Genomic DNA, 19057 nt, shown 5'->3' with positions numbered 1-19057 from the left:
GCAAAATATCCGGCCTTGCGGTCGTGCTCCTGCTGCTCGCTTGCCATTTGGCTTTTGACGGGCCGTTGTCGCGCCTACGTGAGCGGACGTACGACTTCTACCAGTTTCTCGCCCCACGCCAGGCGACGAGCAATCCTGTCGTGATCGTCTCGATAGACGACGCCAGCCTCAAGGCACATGGGCGATGGCCCTGGAACCGTGGCCTCTTGGCCGATCTGGTCGATGGCATCACCGAATCCGGCGCGGCGGTGATCGGGCTTGCGCTGGTACTCCCCGAGGCCGACACCTCGCCTGAGGGCATCGCGGGAGACAAGCGCCTGGCAGCGGCGCTGGCCAAAAATCGAACGGCGCTTGCCGTCAGCCTAGGCAATGAGGCGACGGTTTCAGAAGCAGAACCCAAAGCCGGCTGGTCGATCGTCGGGCAGGTACCCGACACACTTCCCGGCTTCACCGGCCTGACCGGCTCGCTTGCCGAATTCTCTAACGCCGCCGCGGGCCTCGGCGTGATTCGCACCTTGCCCGATCCCGACGGCGTACTGCGCCATGTGCCGCTGCTGTGGCTTCGCAACACCGCTCAAGGCGTGCAGCTGTGGCCGTCCTTCGCACTCGAGCTCCTGCGCCTTTACGCCGAACAGGACGGTTACATAGCCCGGATGAATGCAGCCGGGTTCGACGCACTCAGGATGGCCGGCGCCATTGTGCCGCTCGAGCCGGAGGGGAGCATCCGCCTCTGGGAAACCGCCACCGATACGCCGCGTATATCTGCCAGCACTATCCTTTCGGGCCATGGCGATCCGCGGCTGCGGGAGGCCATCGCTATTGTCGATCTGTCGGCCGTGGGACTGACGCAGTATCTGCCCACCCCGACGCGTCCAGCGCGACCAGGCGCGGACATCCACGCCGATGCAATCGCCCAGTTGCTTGCCGGGCGCTACCTTGCAGAGCCAACGCACGCACGTACGCTTGAGCGGCTCTGGTTTGTCCTCGGCGCCATCGTTTTCATCGGGCTTTCCGGAGTGCTCGCCGGGCGTGTCGTGCTTGGTGCCCTGGCTCTGGCGCTGCTGGCCGTCACGCCGTTCGTGTTCGGCGCTCTCGAATACAGTCTGCAGGGTGCACTCTATGACCCGCTGCAGCCGGCGCTTGCAACGATCATGGTTGCGGGCTTCGAAGGCTATGTCCTCTACAGGCGCAGCGAGCAGCGCCGGTCCACCCTGGCACGGCAATTCTCGCAGTATCTGTCGCCCTCCGTGGTGCAGCGCCTCGCAAGCTCGGACACCGAAGCGATCCTGTCCGGCGAGAAGCGCGAGATCACAATTCTGCTCAGCGACATACGCGGCTTCACGACGATGAGCGAACAACTCGATACCCAGGAAATCGCCAAGGTGGTCAACCACTTCCTCGGCATTGCGACCGATGAGATCCTCAAGCGCGACGGCACCATCGACAAGTTCATGGGCGATGCGGTGCTCGCCTTCTGGAACGCGCCGCTTGATCAGCCGGACCATCGCGAGCGCGCGCTCGACGCGGGGCTTGCCCTGATCGAACGGGTGAAGCGTGAAGACGCCGCCTTCAGCGCGGACGGCCACCCCTCCATCGCAATCGGCGTCGCCATCGAGACGGGCATTTGCTCGGTAGGCAATTTCGGCTCCGAACGGCGCTTCGATTACACCGCGATCGGCTCCCCGGTGAACCGCACGGCACGGCTCGAGTCGACGACCAAGAAGCTGGGCGTCCCCCTGGTGCTTGGCCCCGGCTTTGCCGAAGGAGCATCGATGCCGGTCGTCCAGGCGGGCGCCTTTGAGCTCCAGGGTTTCAAGGGCGAGGTGCCGGTTTTCACCGTTCCGGAGATGCAAGCTGCTCACCAAAGTATGAGCCGCGAAGAAGAGAGCCAACGTGGTGAGCAATCTGGCGCCCCTGCCGTGGTGGTTGGTTCGCCGCCATCCGTGCAAATGGCACCGCCTGATCTTGCACCCCGAACCCGAAGCACACGCTGACCGGATCCAGCGGATCGCGGCGGGCCGCCCGGTATCGCGACCTGACTACCCGTTTCGGGAGGCCTCGCAATTTGGGCAGCGTCGCCTGTTTCTCATTCGCCGCGCATGGTCGCCTGGAACGTCGGCAGATGCTTCCTTTGTGCCTCGAGCATTTTCTCGCGATAGACGCCATAGATGACGTCGGTGTCGTGCAGTGTGACGCCGGCAATTGTCGGCGAGGCAAAAACCGGCAGTTCGATGCCGCGTTTCGAAAGCGCCTCGGCGGTGCGGGCGATGAGCTCATGCGCCAGGATCATGGCAAGCACGGTCGACGAACCGGAGACCGGCCGGCTCCAGCCCTCGACCGGCACGATGGCATCCTCGATCGGCGAGCAGGTGTCGATGACAAGGTCGGCGGCATCGGCAAGCCGTTTGCCGGAAGAGTGTGTCGCCGGCTTGTCGAGATTGTTCTTGCTGGTCACCGCGACGACGAAGATGCCGCGTTTTTTCGCATAGAGCGCCGTGTCGATGCCCGACGAATTGCGGCCGCTGTGGCCGAAGATGATGATCGAATCGCCTTTGTTCAGTGGCTGGTGGTCTAGGAATTTCTCGGCGTATTTCTCGGTTCGCTCCAGCCACAGAAGTTCGCGCACGCCACCGGCGCCGAGCACGTTGTGCCACATGACGCGCGGGTCGGTCAGCGGATTAAAACCGACATAGCTGCCGTAGCGCGGAAACACTTCCTGGACCGGCAACACCGAGTGGCCCGAGCCGTAAAGATGAACCAACCCGCCGCTCTCGAGCGTGTCGGCAAAGCGGCTGGCCGCCACGCCAAAGGCTTCGGCATTGGCTTTCGACGCCTGTTCGATGAGGGCGGCAAGGCGAGGTATGTAAAGATCGGACACGTGGATACTCCTGTTATGTGTCGGCTTCGGTAATGGCTCAGCTTCTTGCGTTTGGCGGGGCGCGGCCGGCGCGCAGCGTCGAGCGGATTTCATAGCGGTCGCCACGCATGACCGAGACGGTGAATTCGAACGGGCCACGCTCGTCGGTGGTGATGCGCTCGACCACGAAAGCGGGACTCCCCGCAGGCAGATCGAGCAACTCGGCATCCGCCGCCCCGACAGCGCCAACACGGTAGTTTTCGCGCGCCGCGACCGGCACGATGCCGTAATGGCGTTCCAACGCTTCGTAGAGCGAGCCCTGCAACAGGCCGGCATCGAGAAAGCCGGGCACGCGCGCGGCCGAGAGTTGCGCAGTCTGAATACCGATCGGTTCGTTGTTGCCGAGCCTGAGCCGCCGGATGCGCACCACCGGGTCGCCCTCCTCGATCTCCAGCGCTCCGGCCGCGGCCGCATTGGCGGTGGTCAGGCTGCAGTCGAGCAAGCGCGAGCCGGCGACCACGCCCATATTGCCCATTTCCTGCGTGAAGCTGGTCAATTCGCGGGTGCCGGCGACCAGCGTGGTGGAGCGCACGAAGGTGCCACGGCCATGTTCGCGCCTTAGCAGCCCGTGCTCCTCCAGATTGCGCAGCGCGTGGCGCAGCGTGATGCGGCTCACCCCGAACAGGGCGCACAGTCTGTCTTCGGCCGGAATCTGGTCGCCAGTCGCCCACTCGCCACTCTTGACGATGGCGCGGATGGCCTCTTCCACCTGATACCAGAGCGGCTCGGGCCTTCTGCGGTCGGGTTGCTGAAAGCTCGCTTGGCTCATCTAATCTGCCTCCACTGTGCTCCGGCGAGACCGGCCAGCGAGGCGCCGACGAGACCGGCGCGGGAGCCGAATTCGCCGGACCGCAGAACGACATCGCGCAGATGCGGCGGCAGATGACGCTGCAAAGCCGAAAGCAGCGGCGGCCCTACCACGTCCAGCGCATCGGCAAGGCCGCCGGAAATCAGGATCGCCTGCGGATCGAGCAACGCGACCGCACCCGCAAGGGCAGTGCCCAGCCGGCGCGCCGGCAGCTCCAAGGCGTCAAGTGCGGCCGTGTTGCCAGCCCGGGCCGCCTCGACCAGCCTGCCGCCATTGGCCAGCCCGATCTGGCGCGCCGCGGCGTCGAACGCCCGCCCGGAAGCGAAGCGCTCCAGCCAGCCGCTGCGGTCCTCGCCTTCATCCTCGATGTCGGCGCAGGCCCAGCCGAATGAGCAGGCGCCGCCCCGTGCGCCTGCAACGATGCGATTATTGGCCAGAACGGCGGAGCCGATGCCGGTGCCGATCGCCAGCAGGATGGCATCGGACAGGCCCTTTGCAGCGCCTTCGACCGCTTCGGCCAACATGGCGATCTGTGCGTCATTGCCAACGGACAAGCGCAGACGAGGAAACAATGCCGCGATGTCGATACCGTCGAGATAGGGCAGGTTCGGAACCCAACGGCAGACGGAGCCCTCTACAAGCCCCGGCACCGCCAGGCCAAGTGCCTCGACCGGACCGGCCTCGGCACGCAACGCGCCGATACGGGCGACGAAGGCATCAAGGCTTGCCGGCGCAGGCTCGCGGCTCAGCATCTCCAGCCAGCGAACATCGCCGCTATGGATTGCGGCGCGCAAATTGGTGCCGCCGAGATCAATGGCGAGAACGCGTGTCATCGAGAGCGGCTCCGACTGGCCACCGCCCGGTCCTCGGAGCGCCAGATCCACGACGCCACGGTGTCGTCGGCTCTGGTCGGCAGTGCCGTACAGACCCCGGTGCACGCGGCGCCAAAGCCGATCGGGCTGAGCGCAGCGTGTCGATGAACCATGCTCCGTCTCCCATTCGACATCGGCTTCCTTTGGGCGGCTAAGTGTCATTATAACGACATGACTTTGTTCGCAAGAGCCTTGCAGTATGTTCGGGCATGGCCGGCAGGGGAGAATCTTCTCGAACTGTATCAGATAATTACTTGTTTTTACAATATAATATCGCATGCTTTGTGGACCGCAGTGAGAAAACGTCGCAACACCGGCGGGAGCTCTCCACGAAGATAGCGCTTGCATCGTTGCTTCAAGTTGTCATAACGTCATGGACATCGCTGTGTGGCTATGCGGAGGGTCGGATGTCTTTGGCTTGGATTTCGAAACTGGCACTGGCTGCAGGGTTGGTGGCCTCGCCCACCATTGGTTGGGCCCAATCGGTCAACATCTCCTATCTGACCCACTGGTCGCCCGAAACGGTCGCTTTGCTGGACGCCGCGGCCAAGGACTACACCAAGAGCAATCCGGATGTGACCGTCACCGTGCGCGCCGTCCCCTTCGGCGATCTCCTGACGACACTGCGTTCCCAGGGCGGCAGCTCGGACGGGCCGACGATCGGCGGCATCTATGATTTGTGGCTGCCCGAACTGGCGCGAGACAAGCTGGTCGCGCCGGCCCCCGATGCGGTTGCCGGCGAGGTCAAGAGTGCGTGGCCGGCCGGTGTCGTCAGTGCGGCCTCTGTTGGCGCCACGCTTTACGGCATTCCAAACGAGATCGACGTCTATGCGCTGAACTACAACAAGGAGCTGTTCAAACGGGCAGGCATCACAGCCGCGCCGAAGACCTGGTCCGAATTGAAGGATGCGGCCCAGAAGCTGACCAGGAAAGATGCCGGCCAGCAAGGCTTCGGCATGATCAATTCCTGGGCGGCGGGCGTCGTCCATCCCTTCGCCTCGCTGCTGGTCTCCAATGGCGGCGAGCTGGTCAAGGACGGCAAACCGATGCTCGACAGTCCTCAAGCCGGCGAGACTTTCCAGCTTTACGAGGACCTGATCAAGTCCGGCGCCAGCGATCCGGCGATGGCCACGGCCGACGCCAATACAACCGGCCCCTTCCTAGACAATTTCGTCTCCGGCAAGACCGGCATGATCATCATGGCCAACTGGTGGGAAAGCGCATTGAAGGGAGGCATGGGCGACAAGTTCTCCAATATCGCCACCGCACCCATCCCGGTCGGTCCGAGCGGCGACAAGCCGCACTCGATCTCCTATTCATGGATGACCGTCGTCAACGCCAATGCCGGTCAGGCCGAACAAAAAGCGGCATGGGATTTCCTGGTATGGCTGAACAGTCCGAAGTCCGGCAAGAACGGCGCATCGGCAATGTCGGATATTCTGATGTCGATGGGCATCTTGCCGACGCGGACCTCCGACATCGAAGCCCATGAGGACAAGCTCGGTTCCGAGTTCCTGTCCGGCTATGTCAGCGTGCTTGCCGACGCCAAGCCCTTCCCTGTCGTCCCGGGCGGCCAGGAGTTCAGCGAATCGCTGCAGCAGACGCTCGAGGCGTTGCAGTATGGGCAGCTCTCGGCCAAGGATGCGCAGGCGAACGCGCAGGCCGATGCCGTCTCGATCCTGGAGCGTGCCGCCAAATAGCGAAGGCGCTGTTTCGAGAGCCCGACGCTTTGGAAGCAGAGCGATGATCAAGACCTATCGTGCCTCGGCGGGCATCATGCTGGCGCCCGCCGTGACACTGATCGGCGTTTTCATTCTGCTGCCGATGCTGCTCACCATCTGGCTGTCATTCCAGGACTGGTCGACGCAGACGCCTTTTTCCAATGCGAGCTTCATCGGCTTCGACAATTTTCGCCAAATATTCGGGCCGACCTCGGTCGGGCGGGATTTCAAGCGAGCGCTGCTCAACACCGCCATCTACACGGTATTGTCGGTGATGCTCATCCTGCCCCTTTCGGTAGTGTTCGGCTTGATGGTCCACCAGCGCGATGTCGCAGGCGGCACGGCGCTGCGGACCGTGTTGTTTTCCACCTACATGGTGCCGATGATCGCCGTGACGCTGGTCTGGTCGAAGCTCTATTCGCCGAGCGAGGGGCCGCTCAACCAGGTGCTCGGTGTCGCCGGCATCGGCCCGCAACTCTGGTTGTCCTCGCCAAGATCGGCGTTGATCTCGATCGTCGTCCTCAATGTCTGGCAGCAGATCGGCTATTTTACGGTGCTGGCCGTTGCCGGGCTGACCCAGATCCCAGGCAGTCTTTACGAGGCGGCGACGCTTGACGGCGCCAACCGGCGCGAACAGTTCCGCTTCATCACCTTGCCGCTATTGAGCCGCACGCTCTTGTTCAGCGCCGTCATTGCCATCATCAATGCCGTGCAGGTGTTCGAGCCGGTGGCGCTGATCACCCAAGGCGGGCCGGTCGGCTCGACCAACGTGCTGACCTACCATATCCGCCGAGTCGGCATCGAGCGGGCACAAGGCGGGCTGGGCTCGGCCATGGCAGTGATGCTGATGCTGGCGCTGATCGTCATTGTGTGTGCGCTGTTTGCATTCGCCAACCGGAAGGATGACGAATGAGCGCGCCGGGCCGCTCAGCATCGAGCCGGTTGGCGCGCAAACGCCTGGCGGGCCGCGGAGCGCTGCTCGCCACGCTGATGCTGCTGGTTGCCGTGGCCTCCGCCTTCCCGCTGTTGTGGATGGTGCTCTCCAGCCTGAAAACGCCGGCCGAAACCATGCAGGTGCCGCCGGTGTGGATACCGCGCACGCCGACCCTCGAAGCGTACGAGAAAGTGTCCGGCGTCATCAATGTCGGCCGCTCGATGTGGAATTCGCTCGTGATCGCCACGATCACCACCGCCGGCATTCTGGTCACCAGCATGATGGCTGGCTACGCCTTCGCCAAGCATCACTTTCCCGGCCGCTCACTGCTGTTTTCGGTGCTGATCGCCACCATGTTCCTGCCGCCGATCGTCACGCTGATCCCGCTTTACCGTCTCGTCGGATCAATCGGCCTGAACGCCAGCCTTGCCGGTATTATCGTGCCCAATCTCGCCAATGCGTTCGGCATTTTCCTGATGCGCCAGTTTATAGCCGGCGTGCCCGACGATCTGATCGACGCAGCGCGGATGGATGGGGCGTCGGAACTCCTGATCCTGTTCAAGATCGTCGCGCCGAGCGTGGCGCCGGCAATCGCGGCACTGGCGCTGTTTGCCTTCGTCTATCACTGGAATAGCTATCTCTGGCCGCTGACCGTTCTACAGGGCAATGCACACGAATATCCGATCGTCATCAGCCTTAGTCGCCTGCTCAGCTACAATCGAGGCGCTCTCAACACGGGACTGGTGATGGCTGGCGCGACGCTTGCCGTGCTCCCGCCACTGGTGCTCTTCGTCTTCCTGCAGCGCTTCTTTGTGGATTCGATCGTCGGCCCGGCGGTCAAGGGATAGCGTCGGCGGCACTGCCGGCATCCGTCTGGCTGTCATCGGGACGCGCTGGTGCGCTGAACGGAGCTAAGCAGATGATCGCGTTCTGAGAGCCATCAGTTCATCAGTACAACTGGCCGCGAATGCCTCCACCACGTTAGCTGCAACTAGTGAATCGCACGCTTGGTACTTGCCCCAGGCCGTTTTCACAGCTTCCAGAAAAGCGGCGCGGCCCTGCTCGTTTGCAGACGTTCGGAAGGTCACGGGAAGGTAGTGATTGGACGCTGCGTTTAACGGGAGTCGGACCGTCTCGTCGATCTGGCGAATATTTTCGTACCGCACCTTTTCGACGGAGCGCGTCCTGCTTGCCGAGCAGGCGGTAAGGGAGGCGCTGTTCCAGGTGAGCAAGAAAGTGATCCCCCACCCTTCGACGACTATCGCGGGAAGGACGTGCTGACCCCAGCCAATGGTCGAGCTCTAACGCATCATCGCCGGCATCTACACCGATCTGGCGGCATCGCCCGATGCGGGCGGTGACCTGCCTCATCTCGGGAAACTAGCCCCGATCGAGGAATTTGCGCCCCCGCGAGAAGCTCTCGCTCGAATAGTTGCTCGAACTCATGCGACGCGAGCTGGGTCAGAGCAGGACCGCGATCTTCAGCTGTTCGCTTCGCCCCGCTGCGGCTGTTCCGCGCGAGGGCGTCGGCTTCGTTGATCTGGTTAGGGTTCTTTCTTCCGCAGGTCCTTTACAACATCGAGAAAAGCCCGCAGGGCGGGCGGCACGGCTCGATGTCCGGGGTAGTAGACCGCAACTTCTTCCGGTGCTGGCGTCCACGCGGTCAGGACCTTGCGTAGCCGGCCATCGGACAACGCCGCTTCGGCGGCCCAATCCGCCACATAGGCGATGCCCAGACCCTCTATTGCGGCTTCGACCATCAGTTCCTCGTCATCAAGGACGATGGGGCCGTTTGCCCCGATCACCAGTTCCTGGCCTGCGCGTTCGAACTCCCATCGATAGAGCTTGCCGCTGGGCATACGGTGGCCGATGCAATGGTGGCGTTGCAATTCCTCGGGCGTTCCCGGCTCCCCGAAGCGATCGAGATAGGCGGGCGACGCGATACAGATGAACGTCAACGCGCGTGCAAACGGCACGGCGATCATGTCTTTGGGAATTGATGTGATGAGGCGCACGCCGGCATCGAACCCGCTGGACACGATATCGATGAGCCGTCCCTCGACGACGATGTCCACGGTCACGTTCGGATGGCGCTCCGCCATCCGCGGAAGAACCGCGCGAACGAGAAGCCCGGCCACCAATCGCGGTGCGTTGAGGCGGACCGTTCCTGCGACATTGCCCCGGAACCCCGCGACGCTGTCGAGCGCCTCGTCCAGCGAGGCGAGCGCCGGCTGAAGACGGTCGAGCAACCGGAACCCGGCTTCTGTCGGCGAGACGCTGCGTGTGGTGCGGTTCAGAAGTCGCACGCCCATGCGTTCCTCGAGCGCACGCATCGCATGGCTCAATGTGGAAGGTGCCGTGCCGATCTCGTCCGCTGCGCGGAGGAAGCTACGGTGTGTGGCAACGGCGACGAAGGCGGTGAGATCGTTGAGCGACGGGCGGGGCATTGATGGGGATTTTGCATTATCCCATGCCGACTTCAACGGCTAATGCGCGCAATGCGATTGCCCTATCTCCTGCCTGGATCAATTGGAGAAATGAGAAAATGGAAAAGACCTGGCTCATAACGGGTGTGTCTTCCGGTCTAGGCCGGCTGCTGGCGGAGAAGGCCCTGATCAGGGGAGACCGCGTCGTCGGTGCCAGCCGCAGCGAGGACGCACTTCCCGACCTGCGTGCAAGTTACCCCGATCGGCTCCGCATCGTCGCAATGGACCTCAAGGACCAGAGCTCGGTCCGCGCCGCGGTCGACCGGGCCTTCGCGGCATCCGCTCGGATCGACATCGTCGTCAGCAATGCTGGCTATGGCCTGCTCGGCGCGGCGGAAGAGGCTGGCGATGTGCAGGTTCGGGACATCGTCGACACCAATCTCATCGGCTCGATCACGCTCATCCAGGCGGCGTTGCCGCATCTGCGCAGCCAGGGTGGCGGCCGGATTCTACAGGTGTCGAGCGAGGGGGGCCAGATCGCCTATCCGGCTTTCAGCCTCTATCACGCGACCAAGTGGGGTATCGAGGGGTTCGTCGAATCCGTGGCGCAGGAGGCTGCTCCCTTCGGCATCGAATTCAGCCTTGTGGAACCCGGGCCGGCGCGGACCGGGTTCGGCGGCCATCTCGCGCGGACCAAGCCGCTCGCGGCCTATGATGGAACACCCGCCGGTCAGATCCGCGACGCGCTGGGTGTCTCATGGGTGATCAAGGGCGACCCCGACCGCATGACGGACGCAATGATCAGGCTTGCCGATCAGGATGGTCCGCTCCCGAAACGGCTGGTGCTCGGTGCCGAGGCCTATGCCGGCATCCGCAAGGCACTCGGCGGACGCATCGAGGAGCTCGACCGGCAGAATGACATCGCGGTTGCGGCGGATTTCACAGACGAGGAGTTGGCGCGGCTGTGACCCCCGGCTCTGGCCCGCTGCTCGTGCCCACCTCTTATCAAGTCAGAAAGGAACATGAGATGCCTACACGTGACGCCGTCTACCCGGCCAACCGGCACGCGTTATACGATATCCACCGCTATTCCGCAGCCATTCGGTCCGGCGATCTTCTCTTCGTGTCGGGTCAGGTCGGGAGCCGTGAGGACGGCTCGCCCGAGCCCGTATTCGAGGATCAGGTTCGACGGGCCTTCGCCAATCTGCGCGCGGTCTTGGCGGCCGCCGGGTGCAGCTTCGACGACGTCGTCGACGTCACAACGTTCCACACTAACCCGGACGAACAGATCGAGACAGTTCTGGCCGTCCGAGCGGAAGAAATCGGTGCACCTCCCTACCCGAACTGGGCCGCAGTGGGCGTCAATTGGCTTGCGGGCTTCGATTTCGAGATCAAGGTCATCGCCCGCATCCCTTCGACGACGAGCAGCCAGCCGGCGGACAAGCGCTGATCGCTCGCCCTGCAGTTCTGTATTGGCTATTTGGGGCCGAAGGCAGCCTGTCAGCTTTTGTGTCCGGAGCGGAGATAGCTGACCTCCACCTGCGAGAACCGAGATCGTGAACTGACCAAACAGATTAGGTTCGTTTGGTCAGCGTACCGCAAGGGAATCTCGCAGCCTGTTGTGTATCTTGGCTTTCTAAAATTCGAGAGCGGTGCTGAAGGTCGAGAACTCTTCATCTGTGATCGGGACCACGTGCTGCGGCTCGGGATAAGCGCCCGTCTGCACGTCGGATATGAGCTCGCGATAGGCGGCAATACGCTCGCGTTGCAGCCGCTCATATTCGGCGGCGAAGTTGCGGTAGGTCTTGGCGCGGCCTGTGGCCAGCGGTGTGGCCAAGCATGTCCTCGCTGAACAAATACTGCGCGTCGGCATTTGGGCCGGCGCTCATGCCGAGCATGATCATCGGTGTATTCCGGGTGATCAGTTCGGCGATCGGTCGGAGACCACCTCCAGCTCGGCGCCAAAGCAGCCTATGCCTCCACCTTCGCGTATGAGCTCCGAAATTCGTTCGGAGGCACCACTTTCAGATCTCTCCAACTCGAGGACCGGGATGTCGGAGGCAAGCACGCGCCGGAAGCGATGGGAGAACCCGTAACGGCGAATGTTGTCTTCAATCAGTGGCGCGGAACGCGACAGAGTGGTCACGAGACAGAAGCTGTGAGCGACAAGGCTGACGGATGAAGCGAAGCCTTGCCTATACCAATGACGGGCTTGGTAGCGATGGCCCTTGCCGCGTCGAGACCCGTATCGTCTAAGCAGGCAATGATATGGGCGTCGACATTGTCCATTTCCGCCGCGACCACCTGCTTGAGCAGGCCCGGTACGGAGAGTGCACCGTCAAATGGCCCTTCGATCGCTTCAGGTCCAGCCGTTGGCATGCATGCCCACTATCTCGTCCCTGGGCCTGCCACCGCCATGGCGGCTGCGACGATCCCCCTGGTCATCGAAGCGGTCGTGTTGGGATTGATGATGGCAATTCGCATTCGGGGCATCCTGGCTTGGTTCCGCTCAGTCACAAGGATACCAGCGCGCTGGACATCCGCTCCAGCCCTCGGCGCAGCAGAGGACGCGGGCAGCCGACATTCAGGCGGATGAAACCTTCGCCGCCAGGCCCATAGACGCGGCCGTCATACAGATTGACCCCGGCCTGATCGACAAAGAACTTCTGAATTCCACCCACTCTACGATCGAGCGCGCACGCGTCCAACCACACCAGAAACGATGCGTCGGGCCGCATGGGCGTAATGCCTGGAAGGTATTCGCCGGCGAAGTCACAAACCAGATCAATGTTGCTGGCGATGTAGGGTGTGAGTTGATCGAGCCAGGGCGCGCCGGTGCTGTAGGCAACCTCCAGGGCCAGGCGGCCGAAAAAGTTTGCATTCACCATGAAGGAGGCCTGCATCGCGGCAAGAAGCTGCTCGCGGCGCTTTTTGCTCGCCACCGCAATGGTTGCCGAAGGCACCCCGGCGAGGTTGAAAGTCTTCGTTGGAGCGGTGCAGATGAACGACTTCTCTGCGGCATCGTCCGAGATGGAGGAGAAGACGATGTGGGGACGATCCGACAGCCTTATGTCGCAGTGAATGTCGTCGGATATGACCAAGATCCCATGGCGCTCACAAATGTCGTTCAGCGCCGACAATTCTTCTCGTGTCCAGGCCATTCCGGCAGGGTTGTGAGGATTGCACAGCAGGAACGCCTTGGCGCCGCCGGCCGCCAGTTTCTCGAAGTCCTCCAGATCGAGCTCATACCTGTTGTTCTGCAGCCTCAGCTGGTTCGTGAGCAGAGCCCGCCCGTTTCCCTGGACCACTTCGAAATAGGGCGAGTACACGGGCGACTGCACAATGACGCCGTCACCGGGCTTCGTGAAGGTTCGCAATATCGCAGCCACAGACGGCATGATCGCCGGCGCGGGAAGGAGGGTCTCCAGTTTCGGTGACCAATTGTGCCGGCGTGTGAACCACGATTGCACGATCTCATAGTGGCGCGGATCGCGTCGTGTGTAGCCGTAGATGCCATGGTCCGCGGCCTCGCGCAGCCGCGCGATGACGGTTTCCGGGGCCCGGAAATCCATATCCGCCGTCCATAGGGACAGCAGGTCCTGGCCTTCGACCCGAGGAGAGAACTCGTCCCACTGGTTGGCCCATTTGACGGATCCGAATTGCTGGCGGTCGTGGATTTGGTCGAAATCTATTCCCGCAATATTTCGTTGCCCAACCGCCGATGCGGGCGTGTCTGCACAAGCCATGTGATAATCACCTGAAAAATCTATTGCCACGGCCAGGGCCGCTTTGCCTCTGCGGACGGCCCTACTTGAGGATTTGCGCCAGAAACTGCCGCGCCCGTTCCGACCTAGAGTTGGTGAAGAACTGATGGGGCGTGTTGGTCTCGACGATCTCCCCGCGGTCCATGAACACCACGCGATCGGCCACCTCCCGCGCGAAGCCCATCTCATGCGTCACGCACAGCATCGTCATGCCCTCGCTGGCGAGCGACACCATCGTGTCCAGCACTTCCTTGACCATCTCCGGATCGAGGGCAGAGGTTGGCTCGTCGAAGAGCACGATCTTTGGGTTCATGCAGAGAGCCCGGGCTATCGCGGCGCGTTGCTGCTGGCCGCCTGACAGCTGCCCTGGGTAGCTGTCCGCCTTCTCCGCAATTTTGACTCGCTCCAGATAGTGGCGCGCCAATTCCTCGGCCGCCATCCGCGGCATGTTTCTCACCCACACCGGCGCAAGGGTGCAATTCTCAAGCACCGTAAGATGGGGAAACAGATTGAAGTGCTGGAAAACCATCCCGACGTTGCTGCGAACTTCGTCGATCTTGCGCAGATCCCCGGTTACCGCTTTGCCGTCGACGATGATCTCGCCCGACTGATGCTCCTCGAGATGGTTGACGCACCGGATCATCGTCGATTTGCCCGACCCCGAGGGGCCGCAGATCACAATGCGCTGCCCCTGTGGCACCGACAGGTTGATGTTCCTGAGCGCATGGTATGAACCGAACCATTTGTTGACGTCACGCAGTTCAATGGCCATCGCCTTGTTGAAGGGCTGTCCCTTCGTCGATGCGTACATTGCTTGTGGCATCATCGTCGCGTCCTAAGATTTATGGCCGCGCGCCAACTGGCGCTCCATCGATTGCGAGTAACGGGACATGCCGAAGCAAAATCCCCAGTAGACCAGTCCCGCAAAGAGGTAGCCGGTTGAGGAGATCGTCGGGCCTGCCCAGTTCGGATCGACGCGCGCCGTTTCGACGGCCCTCAGGAAATCGGCGATGCCGACGATGGCGACCAGAGTCGTGTCTTTGAACAGACCGATTAAGGTCGAGACGATGCTCGGTATGACGATCGTCAACGCCTGGGGAAGGACGATCAGGCGCATCATGTTGAAGTAGCTGATCCCGAGCGCGTTCGCTGCTTCGTATTGGCCTTTCGGGATCGCCTGAAGGCCGGCCCTCACAACTTCGGCCATATAGGCGGACGAGAACAGCGCTATCGCCATGAGCGGGCGCAGGAGACGATCAGGCGTCAGATAGTCCGGGACGAAGAGCGGCATCATGAAGTTCGCCATGAACAATACCGTGATAAACGGCACGCCCCGGACGACTTCGATGAATGTGACGCAAACCGCCTTGACGAAAGGCAGTTCGGACCTGCGTCCAAGCGCCAGGATAACCCCGATCGGAAGCGAGAAGACGATGCCCACAATCGACATCAGCAGCGTGATCAGGAGACCGCCCCAGAGCGTCGTATCGATGACAGACAAATGGAGCCAGGCGACCCCGCGCACGAGAACGAACGCGGCAACGGGGTAGACAACGAAGAATAGCAACGCCGCCACTTTGCGCCGCGGAGCCTTCGTCCACAGGAGCCAAACGATGAGGATGGTGCCGATAGCCTGTGCGAGATCAACGCGCCACCGCTCGGAAGCCGGGTACGCGCCGTATCGCAGGTAATCGAACTTCTCGGCAATGAAAGGCCAGCAAGCTCCTTGGCTGTTCGTGCGGCAAGCCTCGCGACCGCCGCTCCAGACCGCGTCGAAGATCGCAAAGCTCAGAAAGTGACGCAGCAGCCACACGGCGAAGAGGATAAAGCATATTGTCAGCGCGCCTGAAGACGGCGTCGAAAACAGATTCTTTTTCATCCAGGTCACTGGACCCGGCCAAACGTCAGCGGGGGGCGCCATCGCTGGTATGAGCGCGCTGCTGACAACTGGCGAATGCATGGACTGATCGCTCATGCGTCACCTCTCGACGATCGCAAAATGTCGGTTACACGCGTTCATGGCCAACGACGTGGCAAGGGAGATAACGAGATAGACGGACAAGGTGATCGCCATGACCTGGACGGCGGCGCCGGTCTGGTTGAGTACCGTCCCGGCAAAGATCTGAACGAGGTCGGGATAGCCGATGAACACCGCAAGCGACGAGTTCTTGATGAGATTGAGATACTGGCTTGTCAAAGGCGGGATGATGATACGCAGCGCCTGGGGAACGACGACCAGGCGAAGTGTCTTGCCCGGCGCCAGCCCCAGCGCATAGGCCGCCTCGCTCTGGCCCTTTGGCACTGCCTGGATGCCACCTCGGACGATCTCGGCAATGTATGAACCGGTGTAGACCGACAGAGCGATCAGGAGAGCGGCAAACTCCGGATAGAGCTGATGCCCGCCTTGAAAATTGAAGCCGCGCAACTGCGGCGCGACGAACGAGACCGGCTCGCCAGCCACCAGGAACACGATCAGCGGAAAACCTATCAAGGTCGCCAGACTGAGCAAAAGCACCGGCAACTGCTTGCCTGTCCGTCTCTGGACGCTCCTGGCGCGAAACCAGAATGCAACACAGCAGGAAATGGCCGCCACGAATGCCAGGCCCACCAGCCCCGCTCCCGGATGCAACTGGATCTCCGGAATGATGAGACCGCGATTGTTTAGGTAGATGCCGCCGGGGATGGCGATGGACGCCTTCGGGGAAGGCAGCGGCTTGAGGACGGCGTTGTACCAGAACAGCAGCTGCAGCAATAACGGGACATTGCGCACAAGCTCGACATAGGCGGTCGCCACCTTCGAAACGATCCAGTTCGGCGAGAGGCGGGCAACGCCGATGACGAAGCCAAGCAAGGTGGCCAGCAAGATTGCGAGGAAGCTGACGTAGAGGGTGTTGACCACTCCCACCCAGAACGCCTGACCGTAGGTGGATAGTGCATCGTACGGTATCAGGGTTTGATTGATGTCGAAGCCGGCAGCCTCACCCCAAAAATCGAATGAGAGCCGAATCCCCCGGACCCGCATATTCGATGCGGTCTGCATGCCGATGCCCAGGGCCAAAGCCAACAGGCAACCTGCGAGCAAGAGCTGGTAGAAAACGCCGCGCACTTTCGTATCGTGCAGCGATAGGCTCCTGCGCGAGGGCGCTGGAAGCGACAAATCGGACATGGCGTGTTCCTATCGGGATCTGTGCAAGGCGCTGGCGGTAACGCGCCAGCGCCTTGCAACCATGCTTTGCCTAGCGAATCGGCGGAGCGTACTGAACGCCGCCTTTGTTCCAGAGCGCGTTCATGCCGCGCTCCATTTTCAGCGGTGAATCCTTGCCGATGTTGCGATCGAAGACTTCACCATAGTTGCCAACCTGCTTGATCACCTCGACCGGCCAGTTGTCGGCGAGCCCGATGTCTTTGCCTATGGTACCTTCAACGCCGAGCAAACGGCGGATGCTGGGATTGTCCGACGATTTCATTGCATCGACGTTTTTGGAGGCGATCCCGTATTCTTCGGCGGCCACCATGACGTAAAGCGTCCATTTCGCCACATTGAACCACTGGTCGTCTCCCTGCCGCACTGCCGGGCCAAGCGGCTCCTTGGAGATCCGTTCGGGAAGAACGATGCTGTCGTCCGGCTTGGCCATGCGAAGCCGCGATGCGTTCAAGGTGGAGGTGTCTGCCGACAGGACGTCGCAACGCCCTTCCTCGTAAGCCTTAACGACGGCTTCCTCGTCGGCGAAACCAACCGTGGTGTACTTGATCGACTGCGAGCGAAAATAGTCGGCAAGGTTCAACTCGGTCGTGGTGCCCTGGGTGACGCAAATCGATGCGCCCTCGAGCCCCTTGGCTGATGTGATGTTGTCCGCCTTGCGCACCATAAATCCCTGACCGTCATAGAAGTACGTCCCCGCAAAAAGTATGCCGAGAGACGTATCGCGCGACGATGTCCATGTTGCGTTGTGTGCAAGAATGTCGATCTCCCCCGACTGCAAGGCGGTGAAGCGATCTTTTGGCGTCAATGGGATGAACTTAACCTTTTGCGCGTCCCCGAGCACGGCAGCGGCCAGGGCGCGACAATAGTCGACCACAAATCCGGTCCATTTGCCTTCATTGTCGGGAAGGCTGAAGCCGGCCGTCGCCGAGTTCGTGCCGCATGTGAGCACTCCATTCTTTTTGACATTGTCGAGGGTTGCGGACCACGCCGAGGAGGCAGTGCACGCGATAGCGAGGGCAAGAAAGCCCTTGAACATCGATCTCATTTCGGTATTCCCCTGTTTTTGTTGAAGGGACTGTGCTCTCAAGCCTAAGTATTCGTCAAATTGACTGTTCTCATTGCGAAAATGAGCGTCATTCATAATTGAGGAGGCACTCGCTCTCGGGTGAAAGGGAGCTTGAGTGCTGATCGGGCTAGTTTGCTTGGGGCGGGCTAATCGAATGAGCGACGGCGCGCGCGACCTATGGTGCAGCCAACCCCGGTGCTCCGACGGTTGACCCTTGGTCTCTCTCGGTCCGCGACTCGTTGTAGATGCTCATGATTATTTCCCGGAGCCATTTGGTACCCGGGTCATTCGCCATCTGGCGGTGAACAATGAGCCAGGCATTCACATTCGATACGGGAAGGGGCGGCGGGACCAACGTCACCTCACTCCTCTCGTCCAGCATTTGCAGGATTGCATCGCCGCAATGAGTAATCAGTTCAGTGCCGCGAAGCGCCCAGGGCAGCACCAGATAATTCGAGATGGTCGCAACGACATTGCGCCGGAGACCATGCTGCTTGAGGGCGGCATCCGCGAGGCCTTCTGCCAGACCATCTGCGGAAATCTGCAGGTGAGAACTGGCCAAATATGTTTCCAGTGTCATTGCGTTCCTGGCGATCTTGCTTCCACTCCACACCGCGCAAAACAATCGATCCTGGCCAAGCTCCACCTTCAAGAGACCTGGGTCGTCGCGTATTGCCGCTCCCGTCAGTGCACAGTCGACTTGTCTCAAATAGACCGATGAACCGATTTCGGGTCCGTTTGCGGGAATGACGTTCAGCGTCGCGCCAGGCGCTTGCCTCGAAAATTCTCGAATGAGCCCTGGGATGAATATCATGGCGTGATAGTCAGTGAGTCCCACGCGAAAGTTGCGTCGCGTCGTTGCTGGATTGAAGATCTGATGCCGGTCGATCGACGCGCGGATCGTAGCCAGCGCAGCAGAAATATCTGACAGCAACTCCACTGCCCGAGGGGTTGGTCGCATTTCGCCCCCGTCTCTCGTGAACAATTCGTCCTGCAATAAATACCGAAGTTTTGATAGGGAATGACTTACAGCTGATTGTGTTCTTCCCAATTCGGCAGCTGCGCGCGTTACGTTCCTTTCACGCATCATCACGTCGAACACTCTCAGCAAATTGAGATCGATATCATCGAAACTCATGAGACCTTCCCCGTTTTCATCATGCCTCGCCCGCATGCTAACATCGTTTTCAGCGCGCCGGAGGAACGATGCCATGGCGAACAAATGCGACCCTTCGACCTGCAGGGTCAACGTTCCCTATTGGGAAATCAATACGTTAGCGGAGGGTTCGCCAACCCATTTCCTTCGCATTCTCTCGTATGGTCTGGCGAACCTAAGGACCAGGG

At 61.4% G+C, this 19057-nt stretch carries 18 protein-coding genes and 1 pseudogene; 6 read left to right on the top strand and 13 right to left on the bottom strand.

The features are described 5' to 3' along the window. Window positions 1-23: 23 nt before the first annotated feature. Window positions 24-1994, top strand: coding sequence for a CHASE2 domain-containing protein (locus tag NKJ73_RS19700; protein ID WP_352570728.1), 1971 nt, complete (start codon window positions 24-26; stop codon window positions 1992-1994). A gap of 92 nt (window positions 1995-2086) precedes the next feature. On the opposite strand, the gene NKJ73_RS19695 is transcribed toward NKJ73_RS19700, so the two are convergent. The 3 genes from NKJ73_RS19695 to NKJ73_RS19685 are packed head-to-tail and all read right to left on the bottom strand — an operon-like array spanning window position 2087 to window position 4558. Continuing rightward, complete coding sequence (locus tag NKJ73_RS19695; protein WP_352570726.1) at window positions 2087-2878, bottom strand: sugar isomerase domain-containing protein; 792 nt, start codon at window positions 2876-2878, stop codon at window positions 2087-2089. Window positions 2879-2915: 37 nt separating this feature from the next. After that, on the bottom strand, window positions 2916-3686 hold the full coding sequence (locus NKJ73_RS19690; RefSeq protein WP_352570724.1) for a GntR family transcriptional regulator: 771 nt from the start codon (window positions 3684-3686) through the stop codon (window positions 2916-2918). Beyond that, window positions 3683-4558, bottom strand: coding sequence for an ROK family protein (locus NKJ73_RS19685; protein WP_352570722.1), 876 nt, complete (start codon window positions 4556-4558; stop codon window positions 3683-3685). Before NKJ73_RS19685 ends, NKJ73_RS19690 begins: the two co-directional genes overlap by 4 nt. A 446-nt stretch (window positions 4559-5004) precedes the next feature. Here NKJ73_RS19685 and NKJ73_RS19680 point away from each other — a divergent pair, with 446 nt between their 5' ends. From NKJ73_RS19680 to NKJ73_RS19670, 3 genes are read left to right on the top strand one after another with little or no spacing between them, the layout of a single operon-like run. After that, window positions 5005-6297 (top strand): ABC transporter substrate-binding protein, encoded by a 1293-nt coding sequence (locus NKJ73_RS19680; RefSeq protein WP_352570720.1) that lies wholly within the window; start codon window positions 5005-5007, stop codon window positions 6295-6297. Window positions 6298-6340: 43 nt separating this feature from the next. Beyond that, the gene (locus NKJ73_RS19675) at window positions 6341-7231 is read left to right on the top strand and encodes a carbohydrate ABC transporter permease (protein ID WP_352570718.1); all 891 of its coding nucleotides are present in this window, start codon (window positions 6341-6343) and stop codon (window positions 7229-7231) included. Beyond that, entirely contained in the window at window positions 7228-8100 is an 873-nt protein-coding gene (locus NKJ73_RS19670; protein WP_352570716.1) for a carbohydrate ABC transporter permease, read from the top strand. Before NKJ73_RS19675 ends, NKJ73_RS19670 begins: the two co-directional genes overlap by 4 nt. 63 nt (window positions 8101-8163) lie before the next feature. On the opposite strand, the gene NKJ73_RS19665 is transcribed toward NKJ73_RS19670, so the two are convergent. Together NKJ73_RS19665 and NKJ73_RS19660 are read right to left on the bottom strand one after the other, a co-directional pair. Next, window positions 8164-8484 carry a hypothetical protein gene (locus NKJ73_RS19665; RefSeq protein WP_352570714.1) on the bottom strand — a complete coding sequence of 107 codons (321 nt, stop codon included), beginning with the start codon at window positions 8482-8484 and terminating at the stop codon, window positions 8164-8166. Between the two features lie 312 nt (window positions 8485-8796). Further along, complete coding sequence (locus NKJ73_RS19660) at window positions 8797-9699, bottom strand: LysR family transcriptional regulator (RefSeq protein ID WP_352570836.1); 903 nt, start codon at window positions 9697-9699, stop codon at window positions 8797-8799. Window positions 9700-9797: 98 nt separating this feature from the next. Here NKJ73_RS19660 and NKJ73_RS19655 point away from each other — a divergent pair, with 98 nt between their 5' ends. Beyond that, window positions 9798-10646 carry an SDR family oxidoreductase gene (locus NKJ73_RS19655; RefSeq protein WP_352570712.1) on the top strand — a complete coding sequence of 283 codons (849 nt, stop codon included), beginning with the start codon at window positions 9798-9800 and terminating at the stop codon, window positions 10644-10646. Window positions 10647-10705: 59 nt separating this feature from the next. After that, window positions 10706-11128: a RidA family protein gene (locus NKJ73_RS19650; RefSeq protein WP_352570834.1), complete on the top strand. Its 423-nt coding sequence runs from the start codon at window positions 10706-10708 to the stop codon at window positions 11126-11128. Window positions 11129-11314: 186 nt separating this feature from the next. Here the strand turns inward: NKJ73_RS19650 and NKJ73_RS34290 are convergent, their stop codons facing one another. From NKJ73_RS34290 to NKJ73_RS19615, 8 genes and pseudogenes are all read right to left on the bottom strand, one after another. Then, window positions 11315-11515, bottom strand: a complete 201-nt coding sequence (locus NKJ73_RS34290; RefSeq protein WP_502905391.1) for a hypothetical protein — start codon at window positions 11513-11515, stop codon at window positions 11315-11317. Window positions 11516-11599: 84 nt separating this feature from the next. Further along, a pseudogene (locus NKJ73_RS34285) lies at window positions 11600-12057 on the bottom strand (aspartate/glutamate racemase family protein). A gap of 134 nt (window positions 12058-12191) precedes the next feature. Next, window positions 12192-13424 carry a MalY/PatB family protein gene (locus NKJ73_RS19640; protein ID WP_352570710.1) on the bottom strand — a complete coding sequence of 411 codons (1233 nt, stop codon included), beginning with the start codon at window positions 13422-13424 and terminating at the stop codon, window positions 12192-12194. Window positions 13425-13485: 61 nt separating this feature from the next. Continuing rightward, entirely contained in the window at window positions 13486-14214 is a 729-nt protein-coding gene (locus NKJ73_RS19635) for an amino acid ABC transporter ATP-binding protein (RefSeq protein WP_502905393.1), read from the bottom strand. A 63-nt stretch (window positions 14215-14277) separates the two neighbouring features. Further along, complete coding sequence (locus NKJ73_RS19630) at window positions 14278-15417, bottom strand: amino acid ABC transporter permease (RefSeq protein WP_352570706.1); 1140 nt, start codon at window positions 15415-15417, stop codon at window positions 14278-14280. Between the two features lie 3 nt (window positions 15418-15420). Beyond that, window positions 15421-16608 (bottom strand): amino acid ABC transporter permease, encoded by a 1188-nt coding sequence (locus tag NKJ73_RS19625; RefSeq protein WP_352570704.1) that lies wholly within the window; start codon window positions 16606-16608, stop codon window positions 15421-15423. A gap of 70 nt (window positions 16609-16678) precedes the next feature. After that, a complete protein-coding gene (locus tag NKJ73_RS19620) occupies window positions 16679-17692 on the bottom strand; it encodes an amino acid ABC transporter substrate-binding protein (protein WP_352570702.1) in 1014 nt (337 codons plus the stop codon). Between the two features lie 196 nt (window positions 17693-17888). Further along, entirely contained in the window at window positions 17889-18851 is a 963-nt protein-coding gene (locus NKJ73_RS19615; RefSeq protein WP_352570700.1) for a LysR family transcriptional regulator, read from the bottom strand. Between the last annotated feature and the right edge of the window lie 206 nt (window positions 18852-19057).

This window comes from Mesorhizobium sp. M0074 (assembly GCF_040322975.1).
In the GTDB taxonomy this organism is placed as follows: domain Bacteria; phylum Pseudomonadota; class Alphaproteobacteria; order Rhizobiales; family Rhizobiaceae; genus Mesorhizobium.
This window is presented reverse-complemented; position numbering and strand designations above follow the sequence as displayed.